This window comes from Sagittula sp. MA-2 (assembly GCF_030126985.1).
In the GTDB taxonomy this organism is placed as follows: domain Bacteria; phylum Pseudomonadota; class Alphaproteobacteria; order Rhodobacterales; family Rhodobacteraceae; genus Sagittula.
Genome location: NZ_CP126145.1, coordinates 2,702,793 through 2,721,832, shown reverse-complemented (window position 1 = coordinate 2,721,832; position 19,040 = coordinate 2,702,793). Strand labels below are relative to the sequence as shown.

Genomic DNA, 19,040 nt, shown 5'->3' with positions numbered 1-19,040 from the left:
GCTGTGCGCCGCCGCCCCCTTCCGGCCAAGCGCACCCGTCAGATGAAGACGAACTCCTGTTCGAGGAAGTCCGCGGCGGATGCGTTCTCCACCGTCAGGACGCCGCCCGAGTAGGTGATGGATACGTCGCCGGTGCCGGTGTCCGCGATGGTCAGGTCGCCGAAGGCCAGCCCGTCGAAGACGATTTCGTCCTCCGTTGCATCGTAGTCGAGGATCCGGTCCAGCCCGTCGCCCGCCCGGAAGACAAAGCTGTCGCCGTCCGCGCCGCCACCCAGCCGGTCGTCGCCGGTGCCGCCGATCACGGTGTCCGACCCGCCGCCGGTCAGGATCAGGTCGTCGCCCTCCCCGCCATCGACGGAATCCCCGGCAAGGCTGCCCATCAGCAGGTCGTTCCCGCTCGTCCCGGTCTCGGTCACGGCCGTATCGCCGATGCCGATCAACTCGTAGGAGTTCAGCGTCACCTGGTCGAAGGTCGTGCCTGTGTCGCCGTCCAGGTCGAAGATCGCGGTCACCGCGAACTCGTTCTGCGCGCCCAGCAGGTCCTCGATCCCTGTGAGGTCCGCCAATGCAAGGTCGATCTCCAGCGTGCCTGCGACGACGGCCGGGTTCGTCTCGTCCGCGATGGTGCCGAGGTCGGTGCCGTCCGCCTCCAGCGTCACGTCGAGCGCGATCAGCGTCGCCGGGAACAGCCCCGCGCCGGTCAGTGCGGCGCTGAGGGCGCCGAAGCTGGTGACGGGGGTGGCCTGGCCGTCGCTGTCGGTCTGGCTGAGCAGCGCGAGGTTCAGGTTGCTGCCGATGCCGAAGGACTGCACGTCGACCGCGTAGGGCCGGTTGAACTGCGCCTGGGGCGTGTAGGTCCCGGCCGGTGTCCCCGCAGAGGAGAGTGTCGTCGTGAAGGTGTCGTTCAGCAGGTTGGCCAGAGGCTGCGCCCATTGCTGGGTGGGTCCCGGGTTGCCGTCGGTGATGAACAGCATCAGGTTCAGTGCATCCGGACCGTCCAGCAGGTATTGCGTGTCGAAGTAGAACTCGGTCTGCTGGAATGCCGCGTCCCATGGCGTGAACCCTGCGGTGTAGGTCATCTGGGCGATGTCGGCCTGAAGCCCGGCCAGCGTTGTCAGGTCGAGATCCACGGACGGTGCGGCCCGCCGCGGCGCCGTCAGGATTTGCGGCAGGGTGGCCGGGTTGCCGTCGACGAACTGGAGGCGCAGGTTGTTCTGCGATGTCGCGCCGCTGTAGCTGAACACCTCCACGTCGATGTCGATGCCGGTCCCGTCGAACCGCGTCGCGATGTCCTCGAGCGCATTGGACACCGCGTCGAGCTGCTGCAGCCAGGCGGAAGCGCCGAGGCTGCCCGACGCGTCCATGGCGAACACCAGGTTCACGCTGGGCGCGTCGTAAGACGTCAGGTCGATGGAGATCGCCCCGGCCGGGTTCCCGTCCACTGGTGCTGCGTTCAGGTCCAGCGTCACCTCCTGCCCGCTGTCAGACACGAAGGTCTCGTTGGCGACCTCGATCCGCAGCTCGGCGGTGTCCGTGCGCCCGGTCGAATCCGTGACCGTGGCGGTGAAGGTCTCCACTCCGGTAAACCCGGGGTTGGGGATGAAGTTGAACCCGCCGCTCGGAGAGATGTTGAGCGTGCCGTTCTGCAGGGCAAAGCTGCCCGCCGCCCATGTCAGCGTGTCGCCAAGGTCCGGATCGACCGCGACCAGCGCGCCGGGCGGGGGCGTGTAGGGCGAGAGGCCGTCGTTGATCGGAACCTCGATGACCTGGTCTTCGGCGCGTGGCCCATCCTCGACCGCCAGGATCCGGTAGGTGCCGGAGGCGGTCGTGGACGCGGCGCTGCCGTTGGACGTCTCGGTCGCCGTCGCCGTGGCGGTCAGGGTGAAGCTGCCGTTCCAGTCGGCGGGCGGCGTCATCTCGAGTGTCGAGAGGTCCAGACCTTCGGCGTTCTCGATTACCCAGTCGCTGCCCGAGGCCGCGCCGAGGCTGAAGGTCGCGCCCGCCGGGAAACCGGAGAGCGTGATCGTCAGCGTCTCGGACCCGTCCGTGTCGGTCAGCGCTGCGGCCAGGTTCACCGGCACCGGCCGGTCCTCGGTCGTATAGCCTTCGGGCAGGGACGTGAGGGTCGAGAAGATCTCTCCCGCGCCAATCTCCGTGCTCCAGACGTTGACCAGATCCCCGTTGTCGAGCAGCGCCATCTGCCCACCGCCGCCGAACGGGTACGAATACTGGTTGCCGGTGGTGATGTTGTTGACGCGGGTTTCGATGCCAAAGGGGCTGCCGTCCGCATTGTAGCGCTGCTCGAAGATACCGTAGCCGGAGCCGTCCTCAAGAAAGGACGACCAACTGATCGCAAAGCCGCCGTCGGGCAGTCCGACCACGGTGGGCGAGGACTGGGCACTGAAACTATATGTGTTGACCTGGAATTCACCGCCGACGCGCGCGCCGGTCAGATCGTATCGCTGCGCGTGCAGGCTGCTGCCACTTCCGTCCTGGCCGAAACTCTGCCAGGCGACGACATAGCCGCCGTCCGCCAGCGCGGCGACGACCGGAAGCTCCTGGTTGCCGTTGGTGTAGGTGTTCGCGACGAACTCCGGGCCGACCGGTGCGGCACTGGCGTCGAACATCCGGCCCACGATGGCCAGGCCATTGCCGTCCTGCAAGTCGGAGGCCCAGACCGCCACGAAGCCGCCGCCGGGCAGGGCCGCCACATGACTGCTTTGCTGGGCGGTGGGGTTCGTCACGTTGACGAGGAACGGGCTGCCCAACAGGTTTCCGTTGGATGCAAGGACCTGCCCCATGATCGCCGAACTGCCCGCATCGCCGCCAGCGCTCTGCGTGTAGGTCACCACAATGCGCCCGTCGTCCAGGACGGCTGTGTCGGGGTGGACCAGACCGGACCCGCCGAATGTCTGCGTGTTGGTCTGGCTCCCGCCGGCATCGTACAGAGACACGGATATGTCGCTGCCGCCGGCTCCGGCGCTGGCATGCGCTATGGCGAACCCTCCGCCGGGCAGGCCGTTCACCACCGGGTACGGGATCGCCGGCAGGCCAGAGGCAACCGTCAGGGCCTGACCCTGCGGTGTGCCATCGTCCAAGAACATCCGGGCCAGCACGTTGTACGTGCCGTTTTCATTTGAATGCCAGACGACGACGTAGCCGCCGCCATCCAGTGCCGCGACCGTCTCTGCCGTGTCGCCATCGGTCGCGGCGGTGGACACCTGCTGGTCGACCCCGCTGCCTGCAAAGCCGTAGGTCGCCGCCCCCGGCGGTGCCAGAGAGACGGTCGGCGCGTCGGCCGCCGCCTCGATGGTGATGATCTCCGTCCCGACCTCGTAGGCGCCAAGGCTGTCGGTCGCCCGGTAGTCGAAGCTGTCGATCCCGGACCAATCCGCGTCCGGGATGTAGGTGTAGCTCCCGTCGATGTTCATCGTGACGCTGCCATGCGACGGCCCGGTTTCGACGGTATGGATCGGTGCCGCCACCGAATCCGGGTCCGACGACAGCACGGAATCGATGACCATGCCATCCTCCGTCCCGACCTGGAGGGTATCCGGCGCAAAAGGCGCGTCGTTCGACCCGGTGATGGTGATGGTCAGCGTGCCGGTGTCGGCCGCGAACAGACCGTCATTCACCACGTACTGGAAGGTTTCCGTTACGACCTCGCCCTCGGCCAGCGCGCGGGTCGACGGGTTGAGGTTGTCCAGCGTGTAGGTCCAGTCGCCGTTCGCGCCGATCACGACCGACCCGTAAAGCCCCGCCACCGGCGCGCCGACGTTGGCGTTGTCCGCTTCCACCGAAAGCACGATCAGCACGTCCGACGTATCCGGATCGGTGTCGTTGGCCAGCACGTTGCCGTTGGCGATGGGATCGCCGGCCGTGGCAAAGCCCGCCTCCACCACGGGATCGCCGCCGTTGTCGTCGGCCACGGCCACCGGCGCATCGTTCCTGCCCCGTACGTCCACGGTGATCTCTGCCGTGTCGGTGCCGCCGTTTGCATCCGTCACCGTGTAGGTGATGCCGGTGCTCACGAACTCCCCGTGGGCGAGGGCGTTGAATTCGCCATTCGTGTCAAAACTGTAGGCGCCGTCGTTCCGGACGGTGAAGAGGCCGCCGTTGGTTCCGGCGATGGTCATCGTCTGTCCGGGCGCGCCGAAAGGATCGGGCAGCGCCTCCGAGTCTATGCCGTTGGTGATCGAGGACGCCCGAAGCGCGTCGCCCTCCGGGTCGGTGTCGTTGGCAAGCGCCAGCGAGACCTGCCCGAAGATGTCCGCCTGGGCGAAGCCGTGGACGTCATCCTCGTCGACCTGCAGGCTGTCGTCGGATGCCACCGGCGGCGCGTTGTCGCCGGACCCGGTGATGGTGATCGTCAGGGTGGAGCTTGCCTCCGCCCCCGTGCTGTCCACCACGGAATAACCGAAGACTTCCGTCGCGATCTCGCCCTGCGCCAGCGCCTCCGTATCCGGGTCGGCGTCGTCCAGCGTGTAGGTCCAGTTGCCCGCCGCATCGACCAGCAGGCTGCCGTAGGTGCCCGCGACCGCCGTGCCGATGTTCGCCGCCGATCCGTTGACCGCGGACAGCGTCAGCGTGTCGTTGGCGTCCGGGTCGCTGTCGTTGATGAGCAGCTTGCCCACAGCGCTCGGGTCGCCCGGATCGAAGTTTCCGGCCTCCGTCACGAGGTCGCTGCCGTTGCCGTCCGCCACCATAACGGGCCCGTCATTCGTGCCAGTTATGGTGAAGGTGACGATGTCGGACGCCAGCGGTGCCCCGAAATCGTTCGCCACGATCCGGACAGAGAAGGTGATCGTCTCGCCCGCGCCGAGGAAGTCGAGGTCGAGCGTGTTGTTGTAGCTCCACGGCAGCACCGTCCCGGCTGTCACCGGCCCCGGTACGCCGAGGGTGAAGCCGGTCTGGATCTGCACCTCCTGCGCGGCGGTCAACGTACCGTGCGACCAGACGGGCACATCCACCAACTGGGTGTAGACCTCCAGCACGTCGTTCACGTCGAGGTCGGCGATCTCCACCGTGCCGGACAGCCCGATGACCTGCGCGGAGGCATCCGCCTCCTCTGTGATTGCGCTGGCCGGGGTCGCCGTCACCACCGGCGCGTCATTGGTGCCCAAGATGCTGAAGAAGATGACATCTGTGCCGGTCTGCGTGCCGTCATGCGCCGCGACCATATAGGACAGGCCGATGGTCTCGTTCCGACCGAGGAAATCGAGGTCGAGCGTGGCGTCGTAGGTCCAGCCGATTGTGCCGGGCGCATTGGCCCCTGTTACGCCAGTGGAGAACCCTGCCGCCAGCGCGGTTTCCTGCGCAGCGGTCAGTGTCCCGCCGGACCACACGGGCGCCCCGTTGATCGAATAGGTCAGATCGATCGTGTCGCCCAGGTCGATGTCATCGAAACTCAGCGTGCCGCTCTGTGACAGGACCTGCGCCGTGGCATCCGCGTCCTCCACGAAGGGCAGGGCGGGCTCGATGACGACGGTCGGCCGGTTGTTGCGGCCTTCGATGGTGATCGCGATGTCGTGGCTCGCCTCTGCACCGTGCACGTCGGTCGCGGTCACCGTGTAGGTCAGCACGAGGCTCTGTCCCAGCGACAGACCGGCAAAGTTGTTCGTGCCGCTGTCGAAGGTCCATCCGCGCCGCGCGAGGCTTTCGACCGCACTCAGCACGGTCGGCGTGTCCAGCGTGAGCATCCCGAGAAGGTTCTCGGGCGGAACCCCCGCCAGAACCGCCGTCGCGCCGGTAGCACTGAATCCGGTCACCGCCGCCGTCACCGTGTCGGAGATGTCCACGTCCGAGAAGGTGAGGGTGGACGACACCGTCAGCGGCAGGCCGGACTCTGTCAGCGTCTCCGCATCGGTGTCAGGGGTGGTCAGGGTGATCCGCGGCGCATCGTTGGCGCCCTGCACGGTGATGGTCACCAGCTCCGTATCGACCCCGCCGTTGCCATCATCCACGGTGTAGGTGAAGGTATCGGTCGCCTCCTCACCAAGCGCCAGATGCTCGAAAGCGCCGTTGGCGGAATAGGTGAACGTCCCGTCGAGGTTGTTGATCACGGCGCCCACCGTGTCCGTGGTGTCGACGCTGAACGCATGGCTGTCCAGCGTGTCCACATCGGCAAAAGCCGCGACGACCGTGATCTGGTCGCTGTTGCCCGGCACCTGAGGATCCGTGCTCTCGTCCACGCTCCCCGAAAGCGCCTCGGCCATCGGTGCGTCGTTGGTGCCGGTCACCGTGACCGTCACGGCTTCTATGGTGGAGGCCCCCGCATCGTCGGTCAGCGTGACGAGGAAGCTCTCCGCCTCCACCTGGCCCGCCGACAGGCCGTTCGCCACGCCGTTGTTCAGCGTATAGGTCCACGCGCCGGTGACCGGGTCGATGGTGAAGTTACCGTAGATACCCGACGCGTTGCCGGACCACGTCAGCACGGCCCCCGCATCCGGGTCGAAACCGGCCAGCGTGCCCGTGGCGACGGGCGTGCCCGGGTCGACGACGATGCCGTCCGCATCGCTGCCCGCCTCACGAACCGCACCTGCCGTGCCCTGGCCCGTGACGATCTCCGGCTCGTCGTTGCGGCCGGTGATGGTGACCGTGACAAAACGCGACGCGCTGCCGCCGTTGTCGTCGGATAGGATGACCTCGTAGACCTGCTCCAGCGTCTCGCCTTCGCCGAGGCTGTCGAGCGCGGCGTCGTCCACGGTGAAAGTCCAGTCGAAGCTGCCCGACACGGGGCCGGCGGGCACCGAGAAGCTGCCGACATAGCCGGGCGACACCGGAAGGGCCGTGGCCGTGTGCGTGTCGAGGGCATCGATATCCGTGAAGCTGATTGTGCCGGAGGCGGACAGGACGTCCACGCCTTCGCCCGGTGCGCCATCAGCGATCTCGGAAACCGCGCCTTCGACCACGGCGGCGGTGATCTCGGGCGCATCGTTGCGGCCGGTCACTGTCACCCTGAACACCTGCATGCCGGAAGTGTCGTTCGGCGCCCCGCTGTCATCGGTGGCAAAGACCCGGGTCTCGATCCGCAGCGTGTCGCCCGCGGACAGCCGGTCGATCCCCAGCGAGGGGGGAATGTCCAGCCGCCAGTACCCGGTCTCGTCGATGGTCACGGCCGCCTCCAGCGCCGCCATCTCTGCCGCTGTGAAGGGTGAGGGGAGACCGGCGCCCGCCGCATCCTCGAAGATCACGGTGAAGGGCAGGTGGCCGATGCTGGCCGTATCGGTCGCGTCGAGGTCGGCAAAGGTGATCTGCCCCTGATCGGAAAGCCCGCCGGGCGCCAGCGGCTCCGCCAGCGCCACGTCGACCGGCGCCGAGGTGATCTGCGGCGTGTTGTTCCTGCCGGTCACCGTGAAGCTCAGGACCTGCGTCCCGGTCTCGCCCGCGAGGTCCGTCGCCGTGATCGTGTAGGACCAGGTGATCTCCTCTCCGATGGCCAGGAAACTCAGGGCAGCCTGCGCCGCGTAGTTCCACCCGATGGATCCCGGCGGCACCGCATCCGACACCCCGGTGGAGAAGCCTTCCTCCAGCGCCGCCGCAATGCCGGGGTCGATCACGCCGCCGCTCCACGCGATATCGCCGTTGGAGACGAAGGTGATGTCGACCAGATCGCCCGCATCGCTGTCGGTGAAATCCACCGTCCCGCTGTCTGCCAGCACCTGCACGCCGGCCACCGGCGCCTCGGTGAATCCGGCAGAGGGGCTGACCGTGACCTGCGGCGCGTCGTTGGTGCCCGTGACCGTCACGGTGACCGTGTTCACAGCCGTCGCCCCGTGCCGGTCGGTCGCCGTCACCTCGAAGGTCACATCCCGCGTCTCGCCCTGACCAAGGTCGGTGAAGAATCCGGTCGGGTCGAAGATCACCTCAGTGCCAGAGACCGTGGCCGCACCCTCCGCAGGCGGGGCGGTGATGGTGTAGATCAGCGTCGTGCCGTCGTCGTCGCTGTCGATGTCATCGCCGTAACCGGCAAGGTCCACGCTGACCGGCCCGTCTGTCTCCTCCGCCGCCAGCGTCACCGCGTCCAGCGTCGGGGCATCGTTCTCGCCGGTGACGGTGATCTGCACCTCGCGGGCGATCAGCCCGCCGCGGCCGTCGTCGATGACAACCGTCACCACCACCACGGCATCCTCGCCCAGGGCCAGCCCTTCGTATGCGCCATCGGTGTCGAAGGTCAGCTCGTAGAGCATGCCGCTGGCGCAATCTCGCGTGTCGCCGTCCAGCAGCGCCACGTCGACCAGCCCGCCCGTGGCCGAAACGGAATCGATGGCGATCCCGTCACCGTCGAAATCCACGATCTCCATGGGGAAGGCGACAGTCCCGCTCTCGGACACCACCTGGTCGGCGACCGAGACCACCGGCGCATTGTCCCGCCCGTCGAGGTAGAGCGTGACATCCGCGAACTGCAGCGCATCGATGAACCGCAGCGTGTCGGTGCCCTCGGCGCCGGTCAGGTCGGTGACGGTCAGCGACTGCCCCCAGCCGCAGGCGAACCACGACTTGTAGTGCCCGTACCCATGGCCGTTACCGTGCGTGTCGTGGCCCTTGCCCTTGTCGTTCCGGTGCCGGTCGCCGCCGTCCAGATGGCTGCCCGTCAGGCAGATGTCGAAGTCGAGGACGGAGCCGTCGTAGACCGCCGTGTCGAACCCGACGCTGCCTTCGAGGGTGTCGTCGCCCGCGCCGCCCCGGAGGGTGTTCTCGCCATGCCCCACCTCGATCAGATCGTCGCCCGCACCGCCGTCGACCGAACTGTCGCCATGCCCCGTGCGCACCACGTCGTCGCCGTCGCCCGCATCGACGGTGTCGTCACCGTGCCCCGACCGGATCTCGTCATCGCCGCCGCCGGTGGATATGTCGTCGTCGCCCCAGCCGCTGCGCACCTCGTCTTCGCCATCGCCGGACACAACGGTGTTGTCGCCGGTCCCCGCACGGATGTCGTTGTCGCCGCTGCCCGCATCGATGCTGTCGTCACCCGAACCGCCGCTGACATTGTCGTCGCCCGGCCCGGCGAGGATCGTGTCGTCGCCGCTGCTGCCCTCGATAGTATCGTCGTGATCCGAACCGATGACACTGTCGTCGCCGCCCTTGGCGTTCACCTTGCGGCCGGATGTCTCCCCGGAAAGGTCGATCGTGTCGTCGGCGCGGGTGCCGTTGATGGTCTTCAAAGCGCTTGATACGGTGCCGTTTCCACGGCCCGGACGAAAATACGTCATGGTGTCCCCCATCGGAAAGAATAGCGGCAGTTTGAAAATCGAAACGGCGCAGGTGCGCGCCCAAGCTGGTACTGGAAACTCCCAATATTAACGGCCCGGCAAGCCTTCCCTGTCAAACCTTTCCGTACGTGGGCCACGGTCAGACCACCGCAAGCGTCTGAGAAGGCGGGTGTTTCATCCCGAAGAGGAAGCGGCTTTCCACCGCCTTTCGCGTCAATCCCGCGTTCCGACAGGCCGAATCGCGTCATGAGTGTTTCAGAATCGGAAACGGTGTCCGGACAGTTGCCACGGTTGCCTTTGTGGACGAATCCTGCCTACTCTCATATGCGGGATAGATTCCCGGGGGGATAGGAATGAAGAGCGAACTGACAGTTCGCCTCGCTGCGCGTCTATCTGCACTTCGCGCGGCGCGCGGCTGGACACTGGACCAGCTGGCTGCAGCCAGCGGCGTCTCCCGCGCAGCGCTCTCCCGCCTCGAAAACGCCGAGGTCAGCCCCTCTGCCGACGTGCTCTACCGCCTTGCCGCCGCCCACGAGATGACTCTCTCGCGGCTGATGTCGCTCATGGAGGACGGCTTCGCCGCACAGGTCCGCCGCGACGACCAGGCGCTGTGGCGTGACGGCGAAACAGGCCTCTCCCGCCGGATCGTGTCACCCGCAGCACCCGCGCTTGCGGGGGAGGTGATCGAATGCAAGATCACGCCCGGCACCCATTGGGTGCAGGAAGCCCCCGACGTCCCGGGCCAGGAGCACCACCTCGTGATGCTGACCGGCTACATGCACGCGGTGGTCGACGGCGAGGCGCACTACCTCGCCCCGGGCGACACTCTTCGGTACCGCGAACACGGCGAGACACGCTTCGTCACCGCCAAGGGACAGGGAGCGAAGTTCATGATGTGCCGGATCAGCGGCTGAACGGTTTCGGCTTGCTGACGCAAGCCGATCCGCGCGGGCTTCGCCCGCGTATGGGGGCTCTGCCCCCGTCTCCCTTAGGGAGACTCCCCCGAGGGTATTTGGACCAAGATGAAGCAAGGCCGTCCATCCCCTTCATCTTGGTGAAAATACCTCGGAGGGGTCCGGGGAGGCGGAGCCTCTCCGGCGGATCGCCTTGCGCCAGCAAGGCGAAACGTCTCAGCAGTTCGGCACGTTGACAGCCAGACCTCCGAGCGAGGTCTCCTTGTACTTCTCGTGCATGTCCTGGCCGGTCTGGCGCATGGTCTCGATCACCGCGTCCAGTGGCACAAGGTGGGTGCCGTCGCCACGGATGGCGAGCGACGCGGCCGAGACCGCCTTGATCGCGCCGAGGCCGTTGCGTTCGATGCAGGGCACCTGCACCAGCCCCTTCACCGGATCGCAGGTCATGCCGAGGTGGTGCTCCAACGCGATCTCGGCGGCGTTCTCGATCTGCGCGGGCGTGCCGCCCATCACCGCGGCGAGGCCGGCGGCGGCCATGGCGGCGGCGCTGCCGACCTCTGCCTGGCAGCCCGCCTCGGCGCCGGAGATCGAGGCGTTGTATTTCACCAGCCCGCCGATGGCGGCGGCGGTCAGCAGGAAGTCGGGGATGCGGGCGCGGGTCGCGCCCGGCACGTGGTCCAGCCAGTAGCGGATCACCGCGGGCACCACGCCCGCCGCGCCGTTCGTCGGCGCCGTCACCACCTGTCCACCGGCGGCGTTCTGTTCGTTCACCGCCATGGCGTAGACGCTCATCCAGTCGTTGCAGACGTGCGGGGCAGACTGGTTCATGCCGCGTTCCGCCACCAGCTGTTCGTGGATGCGCCGCGCGCGCCGCTTCACGCCCAGTCCGCCGGGCAGGATGCCTTCACCCTCCATGCCGAGGTCGATGCAGCGGTTCATCACCTCCCAGATCCTGGCGAGCCCGCGGTCGAGGTTGTCGGCCCCGCCGCGCGAGATCTCGTTGGCGCGCTTCATCTCGGCGATGGTCTTGCCGGAACGGTCCGCCATCTCCAGCATCTCGGCGGCGGATTTGAACGGGTAGGGCACCGGCGGGCCGTTGTCGGTGTCCTTCCCGGCGGCCAGCTCGTCGGCGGTCAGGACGAAGCCGCCTCCCACGGAATAGTAGGTCTCCTGCAGGATCACGTCGCCCTGTTCGTCCAGCGCCTCGATCACCATCCCGTTGGCGTGGCCGGGCAGCGCGGCGCCGAAGTCGAACCGCAGGTCATGTCCCATGTCGAAGCGCATCTCGGGCAGCCCCTCGGGCGCCACGGTGCCGGTTTCGCGGATGCGGGCCAGCGCGGCCTCGGCGGCCTCGTGATCGTAGGTCTGCGGCGCGAACCCGGCAAGGCCCAGCACCGTCGCGCGGTCGGTGGCGTGGCCCACGCCGGTGAAGGCAAGCGAGCCGTAGAGGTGCGCCTTCAGCCCGTGCGCGCGGAACGGCGCCTGCCGCAGCCGGTCGAGGAAGCGCGCGCCCGCCACCATCGGCCCCATCGTGTGGGAGGACGACGGGCCGACCCCTACCTTGAACATGTCGAACACGGACAGGAACATCAGAGCGCACTCCCTTCTGGTGGCTGTGCGGGACGCGGATTGCTGAGCGGGGTCGGTCCCAACCCCTCGGCCAGGGCGGCCTTCTGTACAGACGGGCGGGTTTCCACCCTTTCCGCCAGCGCATTGAGCGCCGGGTAGGTGGCGAGCCGGAACCAGCCGGTGTCGCCATGCGGGTAAAGCGCGCACCAGCGCAGCAGGACCGCGACATAGATCGCAAGCGCATCGGGCGGCGCCTCCGGGTCGCGCCCGCCGATCACCCCGTCCAGCAGCGCCAGCGCGCGGGCCAGGGTCATGCCCGTCCCGTCCGCGCCGCGCAGGGTGGCCAGCAGCGCCGCCTGCGCCTGCGGGTCCGGCCCCACGTATTTCTCCGGGTAGAAGGTCATCCGCAGCCCGGTGTGCACGGTGTTCGACACGAAGACCAGCCATTTCAGGACATCGCCGCGCCCGGCGTCTTCGGGCGCGGGGGCCAGCCGCCCGTGCCGGTCCGCCAGCCACAACAGGATCGCCGCCGTCTCGAAAAGCGTGCCGTCCGGCGTCTCCAGCGCGGGGATCAGGCCCGCGGGGTTGACCCGCCGGTACTCCGCACTCTCCTGCGCACGCGCCGCGCGGTCGACCAGCCGCGTGACATAGGGCACGCCAAGCTCTTCCAGCGCCAACCGGACGATCAGCGAGGCATTGTCGGGGGCATAGTGCAGCACGTAACTCATGCGCCTTACCTAGCCCGCCCGCGCAGAAGCGCCCGCATGAAAAGCGTCATCCGGGGGCGTAAATGCGGTGCCCAGCCTCACGCCGCCGTGATGCACCGTGACCCGGTCGTGTGAAACTCTGCCGCCGCGTCATCGTGGCTGGAGGTGAGCGCGGCCCGGGACGGTGCCGCTCCGGAACACAGGGAGACCACAAATGAAGACCTTTGCAGCCACCGCCATCCTCGCCCTCATGACCACGCCGGCCCTTGCCGCCGACGTGCCGACGGTCGGGGGTGCGCCGATGTATCCGGACAAGACCATCGTCGAGAACGCGGTGAATTCGCCGATCCACACCACGCTGGTCGCGGCGGTCAAGCAGGCCGGCCTCGTCGACACGCTCAATTCCGAAGGGCCCTTCACCGTCTTCGCGCCGACCGACAAGGCGTTCGGCATGGTCTCCGACGAGAGCCTGCAGCAACTGATGATGCCCCAGCACAAGGAACAGCTCGGTCAGATCCTCGCCTGCCACGTGGTCGCCGCCAACGCCATGTCCGATGCCATCATGGGCATGATCGCGGATGACGGCGGCATGCACGCGGTGCCGACCGTGGGCGGCTGCACGCTCCAGGCGAAGATGAACGGCAACAACATCGTCCTGACGGACGAGAACGGCCGCGAGGCCACCGTGACCCTCGCCGATGTCCGCCAGTCCAACGGCGTCATCCACGTGATCGACCGCGTCCTGCTGCCCAGGCAGTAAGCGGTCCCTCGAATGGGGTGGGGGTCCTCCCGCCCCGTGGAAAGGGCGCGCACCAAACGCGGGGCCACCAGACCCTGGGCTTTGCTCCCGCCTCGCGCAGACGTGCGCGCCCTGACCTTGCCCGACGCCGGGATGATGCGCATCCTTTCGGGCACAACCTTTCCCACGCCGACACACACCAGACAGGAGGAGGCACATCATGAACCGCAGAACCTTCATCGCCGCCGCCGCCGCGCTCGGTTTCGGCGCCCGCGCCGCCGAGGCCGCCAGCTTCGAAGTCAACCGGAGCGAGGCCGAGTGGCGCGCCATGCTCAGCGAGATCGAGTACAAGGTCATGCGCCGGGAAGGCACGGAACGGGCCTACACCTCGCCGCTGAACGACGAGAAGCGCGCAGGCACCTTCCTGTGCAAGGGCTGCGACCTGCCGCTCTATTCCTCGAAGACCAAGTTCGACAGCGGCACCGGCTGGCCGTCCTTCTACGAGGCGCTGCCCAATGCCATCGAGACGAAGCCCGACCGCGCGCTCTTCATGGTGCGTACCGAGTGCCACTGCCGCCGTTGCGGTTCGCACCTCGGACACATCTTCGACGACGGCCCGCCGCCGACCGGCAAGCGGCATTGCATCAACGGCGTCTCGCTGACCTTCCAGCCGGCCTGACCGGCCGCAACGATCCCCCGAACGTAAAAGGCCCGGGTCGCTTCACGCACCATGCGTGAAATGACCCGGGCCAATTTTGTCTTCGGGAAAGGGCGCGCCCTTACTTGAAGTTGCGCGATTCCTTGATCTGGTCCCACGCCCAGACGACTTCCTGCAGCTGCTCTTCCTGGGAGCGGTCGCCGCCGTTCATGTCCGGGTGCAGCACCTTGATCAGCTTCTTGTAGACCTTGCGGAGCTCCGCCTTGGTCAGCGTGTCCTCGGCCTCCAGGATCTCCAGCGCGCGGCGTTCGGTCGGTGGCAGCTTGCGTCCGCCGCCGGCCTTCTTGCGGCCCGGGTTGCGCGTCGCCTTGTCGCCCAGCACCTGGTGCGGGTCCTCGATGCCCAGCCGGGCCCAGGCCTTCGCCTCCGGATCGCGCCAGTCCTTGGTCTTGCGTTCCCACACCTTGTCGGACGAGGCCTGCGCGTTCATCTCGGCTTCGGTCTTGCCCTCGAAGAAGGACCACTGTGCGTTGTATTCGCGGACGTGGTCCTTGCAGAACCAGTAGAAGTCGTCCAGCACATCGGGGGCTTTGGGTGCGCGGAACTTGCCCGGTTCCTCGCAGCCGTCATGATCGCAGACGCGCTGCGATGTCTCGGATTCGCCGGTCATGCCCTTCCGGCCGCGCGGGTTCTTCTTCTTCGCGGACCTGACGGACATGTCGAAACCGAAGGGATCGGGTCTGCTCATCTCTCACCTCATCTCGACTCGGACGCCAGATTTTAGACATTTGTCGTCCGGAGAACAGGGGGCAGCCGGAAAAAATGTCGCGACCCGCGGGATGCTGCCCGTGCCTCCTGCCGTCCCATCCGGCAGGTCCGGCAGGCGCTGCGCAATCGCGTGGCAGCGCAGGAACGGAGGTCAGGCCGACCCCTCGGGAGAGGAGCCGCCGTCCATCGGGCCGGTCAGCGCCGTGCGCAGCGCCACGTCCGCCGCATCGTGCGGCCCGACCGGCGTGCGCGGGGGGCGGGCGGGCGGGGCAGGTGGCTCTGCCTCGGGATCTGCGTGTGTGTCCTCCACCCGCCATAGTTGAGGCGCGGGGGCTGTGACGCTGGCGGTCTGCGGTGGCTCCAGCAGGCGCGGCTGGAAGACGCTCGCATCCGCCGCGTGCGGCCTGCGAAAGACAAGAAGGTTCCGCCAGACCGTCTCTGCCCCTGTCAGCCCGGCGCGCTCGGTTGCGGGCAGGGTGTCGGTGCGCTGGTACTCCCAGCCCCGCGCGGCCATGTCGTTCAGCACACGTTCGACGGCGGCGGCAAAGCGCGCCTCCGCACTGGCGCCCTTCAGCTTCTCGCCCTTCTCCGGGGCCGGGACGATCCGGTATTCGTACCTCATGTCGGGCAGAGTATCAGCCCAACAGGGCGAGTGAAGCGAAAACCTGCCCCCTTGAGGCGCCGGATACGGTCCGCACATGCCCCGTGCCGCAACCGTGGCCACACGCAAAAAGGGGCCGGTCTCACGACCTGGCCCCTGTCAGCTCTGAACAAACGGATGAAATCCCCCGCTGCCAATCTTTTGCGTGTCGCCCCGACCAATCCTGGGACTGCCTCGTGGTGAACTACCCTTCGGTACAGGGAAGATAACGCAAACATCACGGGTTTGTCAGTCAGGGAATCCTTACGTAGCGGAATTTGAATGCGAGAAAGGGCGCCTGCGCGCAATGATCTTGCCGCGATGGGCGGCCGGGCATTGCGAATACGGCATGACTTTGCTGTCCCCCAAGTTCGGAAGACCCACGATCGGACAAACGATTTGAGGGAGTCAGAAGGTGGCCAAGGGACCACCGCGCGGCGCCTTGCGGCGCTGCAGTCACTTCGTGGGGCGCTTTTCGGCGCGGGCTTCCTCGAGGCGGCGTTCAAGCACCTTGCCCTCGTGCCGCATCCACAGGACGCCGAGGGAACACCCGCCCAGAAGCACCAGCGGCATCCAGAATTCATAGGCTGTCATCGGCAGACTCCTTGTGCAGTCTTCCCAACATATAGTGCGAAAGCGCGTGAAATGCCAGTGCAATGACCGCCCACCACAACGAGGACAGCTCCAGCGAGAGCGCCGTGTCGGTCGCCGGACGCAGCACCGCAAAGCCCAGAAGCCCCAGCGCGATGGCATTCAGCGACGTCGCGACCAGCTTGATCCGTTCGTTGTAGACCAGAAGCTCGTCGCGCAGCCGTTTCATCCCGAGGTTCCCCCGCCGGATCGCATCACCGGCGCCGCGTCACTGCGCCAGCTTCTGCGCGACGATCTCGTTGACCGCCTTGGGGTTGGCCTTGCCGCCGGTCGCCTTCATCACCTGGCCCACGAACCAGCCCGCCAGCTTGGGGTTCTGCTTGGCCTTCTCCACCTGCGCGGGGTTGGCGGCGATGATTTCGTCCACCGCCGTTTCGATCGCGCCGGTGTCGGTGACCTGCTTCATGCCGCGCTCTTCGACGATCTTCTCCGGGTCGCCGCCCTCGGTATAGACGATCTCGAAGAGGTCCTTGGCGATCTTGCCGGAAATCGCGTCCGACTTGATCAGCTTGATGATCGCCGCCAGCTGACCGGGCGCCACCGGGCTGTCGGTGATGTCGCGGTCGTCTTTCTTCAGGCGGCCGAAAAGCTCGTTGATGACCCAGTTGGCCGACAGCTTGCCGTCGCCCGCCTCCGTCACGACCTGCTCGAAATAGGCGGCGTTCACCGTCTCGGCGGTCAGCACGTTGGCGTCATACTCCGTCAGGCCGAAATCGCCCATGAAGCGCGCCTTCTTCTCGTCCGGCAGTTCCGGCAGCGAGGCGGCGATGTCGTCGACCCAGGCCTGCTCGATCTCCAGCGGCATCAGGTCGGGGCAGGGGAAGTAGCGGTAATCGTGCGCCTCTTCCTTCGACCGCATGGAGCGTGTCTCGTTCTTGTCCGGATCGTAGAGCCGCGTCTCCTGGTCGACCTTGCCGCCGCCCTCGACGATGGCAATCTGGCGGCGCGCCTCGTATTCGATGGCCGCCTGGATGAACCGCATGGAGTTCATGTTCTTGATCTCGCAGCGCGTGCCGAGATGCCCGAAGTCCTGCGTCTCCTGGTACTTCTCGTAGGCGCCGGGCAGGCAGATCGACACGTTCACGTCGGCCCGCAGGTTGCCGTTCTGCATGTTGCCGTCGCAGGTGCCGAGGTAGCGCAGGATCTGGCGCAGCTTGGCGATATAGGCAGCGGCCTCTTCCGGCCCGCGGATATCGGGGCGGCTGACGATCTCCATCAGCGCGACGCCCGTGCGGTTGAGGTCGACGAAGGACATGTTCGGGTCCATGTCGTGGATCGACTTGCCCGCGTCCTGTTCGACGTGGATGCGCTCGATCCGCACCTTGCGGGCGATCCCCGGCTCCATGTCCACGAGGATTTCGCCTTCGCCCACCAGCGGGTGGTAGAGCTGGCTGATCTGGTAGCCCTGCGGCAGGTCGGGGTAGAAGTAGTTCTTGCGGTCGAAGGCGGACACGAGGTTGATCTGCGCTTTCAGGCCAAGGCCCGTGCGCACCGCCTGCTCGATGCAGTATTCGTTGATGACCGGCAGCATCCCCGGCATGGCCGCGTCCACGAAGGACACGTTGGAGTTCGGCTCTGCCCCGAACTGGGTCGAGGCACCGGAGAACAGCTTGGCCTTGGACGCGACCTGCGCGTGCACTTCCATCCCGATGACCAGTTCCCAGTCGTGCTTTGCCCCGGCGATCACCTTGGGTTTCGGGGTCTCGTAGGTCAGATCCAGCATGTCGGGGCCTCGCGATGCTCAAGAATGGGTTGCGGTCTAGAACACCGGGCGGGGCGGAGCAAGGCCCCGGCGCCGGACCGCCCGCGCATCATGGCGCGGGGCCGCGCGCTGCGCCAGCCGGAACCCGCCGGGCGACGGGCTCTTGCGCTGCATCTGTGCAAAATCCGGCCTGTCCGGTCACGGCACACGCCTGCGGCAGCAGCAAAGCCTGGTCCTATGACTACAGCCCTCAATCCCCCTTCAGCATCCGCACGCCGTCCGGCGTGAAGACGAGGCGTCGGCCCACGTCCAGCGCCGGGGCGTAATATTCGGCCATGGTGGAAATCGCCCGAACCCTGCCGCGGCGGACGGTGTCCTGCGAATCCTCCGGCGGCAGGGGACGGCCGGGGGAGGGGGCGTTGGCCCAGATCTCCGGGTGCAGTTCGCGCAGGTAGTCCTGCGTGATCCAGCCGAAGGCATCGGCAAGACGACGGCGGGCGGAGCCCGGATCGGACGGGCCGCCCAACGTCAGCCCGGTGAAGGCCGCCATCCGGTTGGCCATGTCCTGCGTCGGATGGCGCTGCAATATGTCGTGCAGCCCTTCGGTGAAGAGCTCGGCATCGACCCGGCGCAGTGCGCCCGCGTCCCGCTCCAGCGCGCCGATATAGACCCATGTGTAGCCCGCCATGCCCCAGATGTCGCAGGTCTGGCCGATCACGCGGCGGGCCTGGCTGTCGAGCATTTCCCAGCTGCCGAAGCGGCGCGGGCGCAGGTCGTGTCCCAGCGCCATCATGTGGGCGGGCACCTCCGGCGCCAGTTCGATGAGGTCCTCGTAATCGTCGGCGACACGGGCGGCGGGCGCCGGGTCCGCCTCCAGCACGGCGCAGCGCAGCGCGGCCCAGTAGGACGATCCCGCCTCGAACGCATCGTGGCGGTCGGCGAGCGCGCGCGCCTCTCCCATGTGCGAGGCATAGGCCGCGCGGCGCTGTGCCGAAAGCTGTGCCGGAGCAGAAGCGCCGCGCCACGACAGCGCCACGTCCACATGCGCCAGCGCCGCCAGCCCGTCGAGCGGAGGGCCCGCGTTCTCATCCTCCAGAGTCGCGCGGAAGGCGGCGAGGATCGCGAGTGCCGTCTTCGGCTCTCCGCGGCGGACCAGTTCGCGGGCGGCCTGCACCACGTCCGACCGCGCCCCCTGCGCCAGCAGCAGCGCCACCGGGAACAACCCGTCGGTCAGTTGCCCGCCCCGGTCGGCGGCGGCGATCAGTTCGGCGAGCTCGTCCCAGACCTCCTGCCGCGCAAGGTGGCGGCCCCGTGCGATGTGGTCGGCCCGCTGCGCCGCGTCAGGGCCGGGTGCGCGCACCGCGATCTCCACCCGCGGCCGCAGCGGCGGCAGCGTGGCCGTGCCAAGGCGGGCGCGCAGGGCTCTCTGGTCGGCATAGCGGTTCGGGCGCATGGTGAGGATGGTTCCGGGCAGGCAGCA

At 67.4% G+C, this 19,040-nt stretch carries 12 protein-coding genes; 3 read left to right on the top strand and 9 right to left on the bottom strand.

Annotation, left to right across the window (positions count from 1 at the left end; all coding sequences use genetic code 11):
• Positions 1-38 precede the first annotated feature (38 nt).
• Complete coding sequence (locus tag QNI11_RS13260; RefSeq protein ID WP_283980483.1) at positions 39-9,212, bottom strand: VCBS domain-containing protein; 9,174 nt, start codon at positions 9,210-9,212, stop codon at positions 39-41.
• 353 nt (positions 9,213-9,565) lie between these two features.
• Here QNI11_RS13260 and QNI11_RS13255 point away from each other — a divergent pair, with 353 nt between their 5' ends.
• The gene (locus QNI11_RS13255; protein WP_283980481.1) at positions 9,566-10,126 is read left to right on the top strand and encodes a helix-turn-helix domain-containing protein; all 561 of its coding nucleotides are present in this window, start codon (positions 9,566-9,568) and stop codon (positions 10,124-10,126) included.
• Between the two features lie 216 nt (positions 10,127-10,342).
• Here QNI11_RS13255 and QNI11_RS13250 read toward each other — a convergent pair whose 3' ends face one another.
• The gene (locus QNI11_RS13250; protein WP_100930111.1) at positions 10,343-11,716 is read right to left on the bottom strand and encodes an L-serine ammonia-lyase; all 1,374 of its coding nucleotides are present in this window, start codon (positions 11,714-11,716) and stop codon (positions 10,343-10,345) included.
• Positions 11,716-12,423, bottom strand: coding sequence for a glutathione S-transferase family protein (locus tag QNI11_RS13245; protein WP_283980480.1), 708 nt, complete (start codon positions 12,421-12,423; stop codon positions 11,716-11,718). The genes QNI11_RS13250 and QNI11_RS13245 overlap by 1 nt, the downstream gene beginning before the upstream one ends.
• Before the next feature lie 193 nt (positions 12,424-12,616).
• Here QNI11_RS13245 and QNI11_RS13240 point away from each other — a divergent pair, with 193 nt between their 5' ends.
• Together QNI11_RS13240 and msrB are read left to right on the top strand one after the other, a co-directional pair.
• Positions 12,617-13,162: a fasciclin domain-containing protein gene (locus tag QNI11_RS13240; protein ID WP_283980479.1), complete on the top strand. Its 546-nt coding sequence runs from the start codon at positions 12,617-12,619 to the stop codon at positions 13,160-13,162.
• Positions 13,163-13,361: 199 nt separating this feature from the next.
• Positions 13,362-13,820 carry a peptide-methionine (R)-S-oxide reductase MsrB gene (gene msrB / locus QNI11_RS13235; protein WP_100930113.1) on the top strand — a complete coding sequence of 153 codons (459 nt, stop codon included), beginning with the start codon at positions 13,362-13,364 and terminating at the stop codon, positions 13,818-13,820.
• 100 nt (positions 13,821-13,920) lie between these two features.
• Here the strand turns inward: msrB and QNI11_RS13230 are convergent, their stop codons facing one another.
• The 6 genes from QNI11_RS13230 to QNI11_RS13205 form a co-directional block, all read right to left on the bottom strand.
• On the bottom strand, positions 13,921-14,547 hold the full coding sequence (locus QNI11_RS13230; protein ID WP_100930114.1) for a J domain-containing protein: 627 nt from the start codon (positions 14,545-14,547) through the stop codon (positions 13,921-13,923).
• 171 nt (positions 14,548-14,718) lie between these two features.
• On the bottom strand, positions 14,719-15,189 hold the full coding sequence (locus QNI11_RS13225; RefSeq protein ID WP_283980478.1) for a DUF4177 domain-containing protein: 471 nt from the start codon (positions 15,187-15,189) through the stop codon (positions 14,719-14,721).
• A 474-nt stretch (positions 15,190-15,663) separates the two neighbouring features.
• Complete coding sequence (locus QNI11_RS13220; RefSeq protein ID WP_157815039.1) at positions 15,664-15,801, bottom strand: hypothetical protein; 138 nt, start codon at positions 15,799-15,801, stop codon at positions 15,664-15,666.
• A complete protein-coding gene (locus tag QNI11_RS13215; protein ID WP_100930116.1) occupies positions 15,788-16,027 on the bottom strand; it encodes a hypothetical protein in 240 nt (79 codons plus the stop codon). The genes QNI11_RS13220 and QNI11_RS13215 overlap by 14 nt, the downstream gene beginning before the upstream one ends.
• Positions 16,028-16,066: 39 nt before the next feature.
• A complete protein-coding gene (gatB, locus tag QNI11_RS13210) occupies positions 16,067-17,581 on the bottom strand; it encodes an Asp-tRNA(Asn)/Glu-tRNA(Gln) amidotransferase subunit GatB (RefSeq protein WP_100930117.1) in 1,515 nt (504 codons plus the stop codon).
• A 229-nt stretch (positions 17,582-17,810) separates the two neighbouring features.
• Positions 17,811-19,013: a hypothetical protein gene (locus QNI11_RS13205; RefSeq protein WP_283980477.1), complete on the bottom strand. Its 1,203-nt coding sequence runs from the start codon at positions 19,011-19,013 to the stop codon at positions 17,811-17,813.
• Positions 19,014-19,040: the final 27 nt, after the last annotated feature.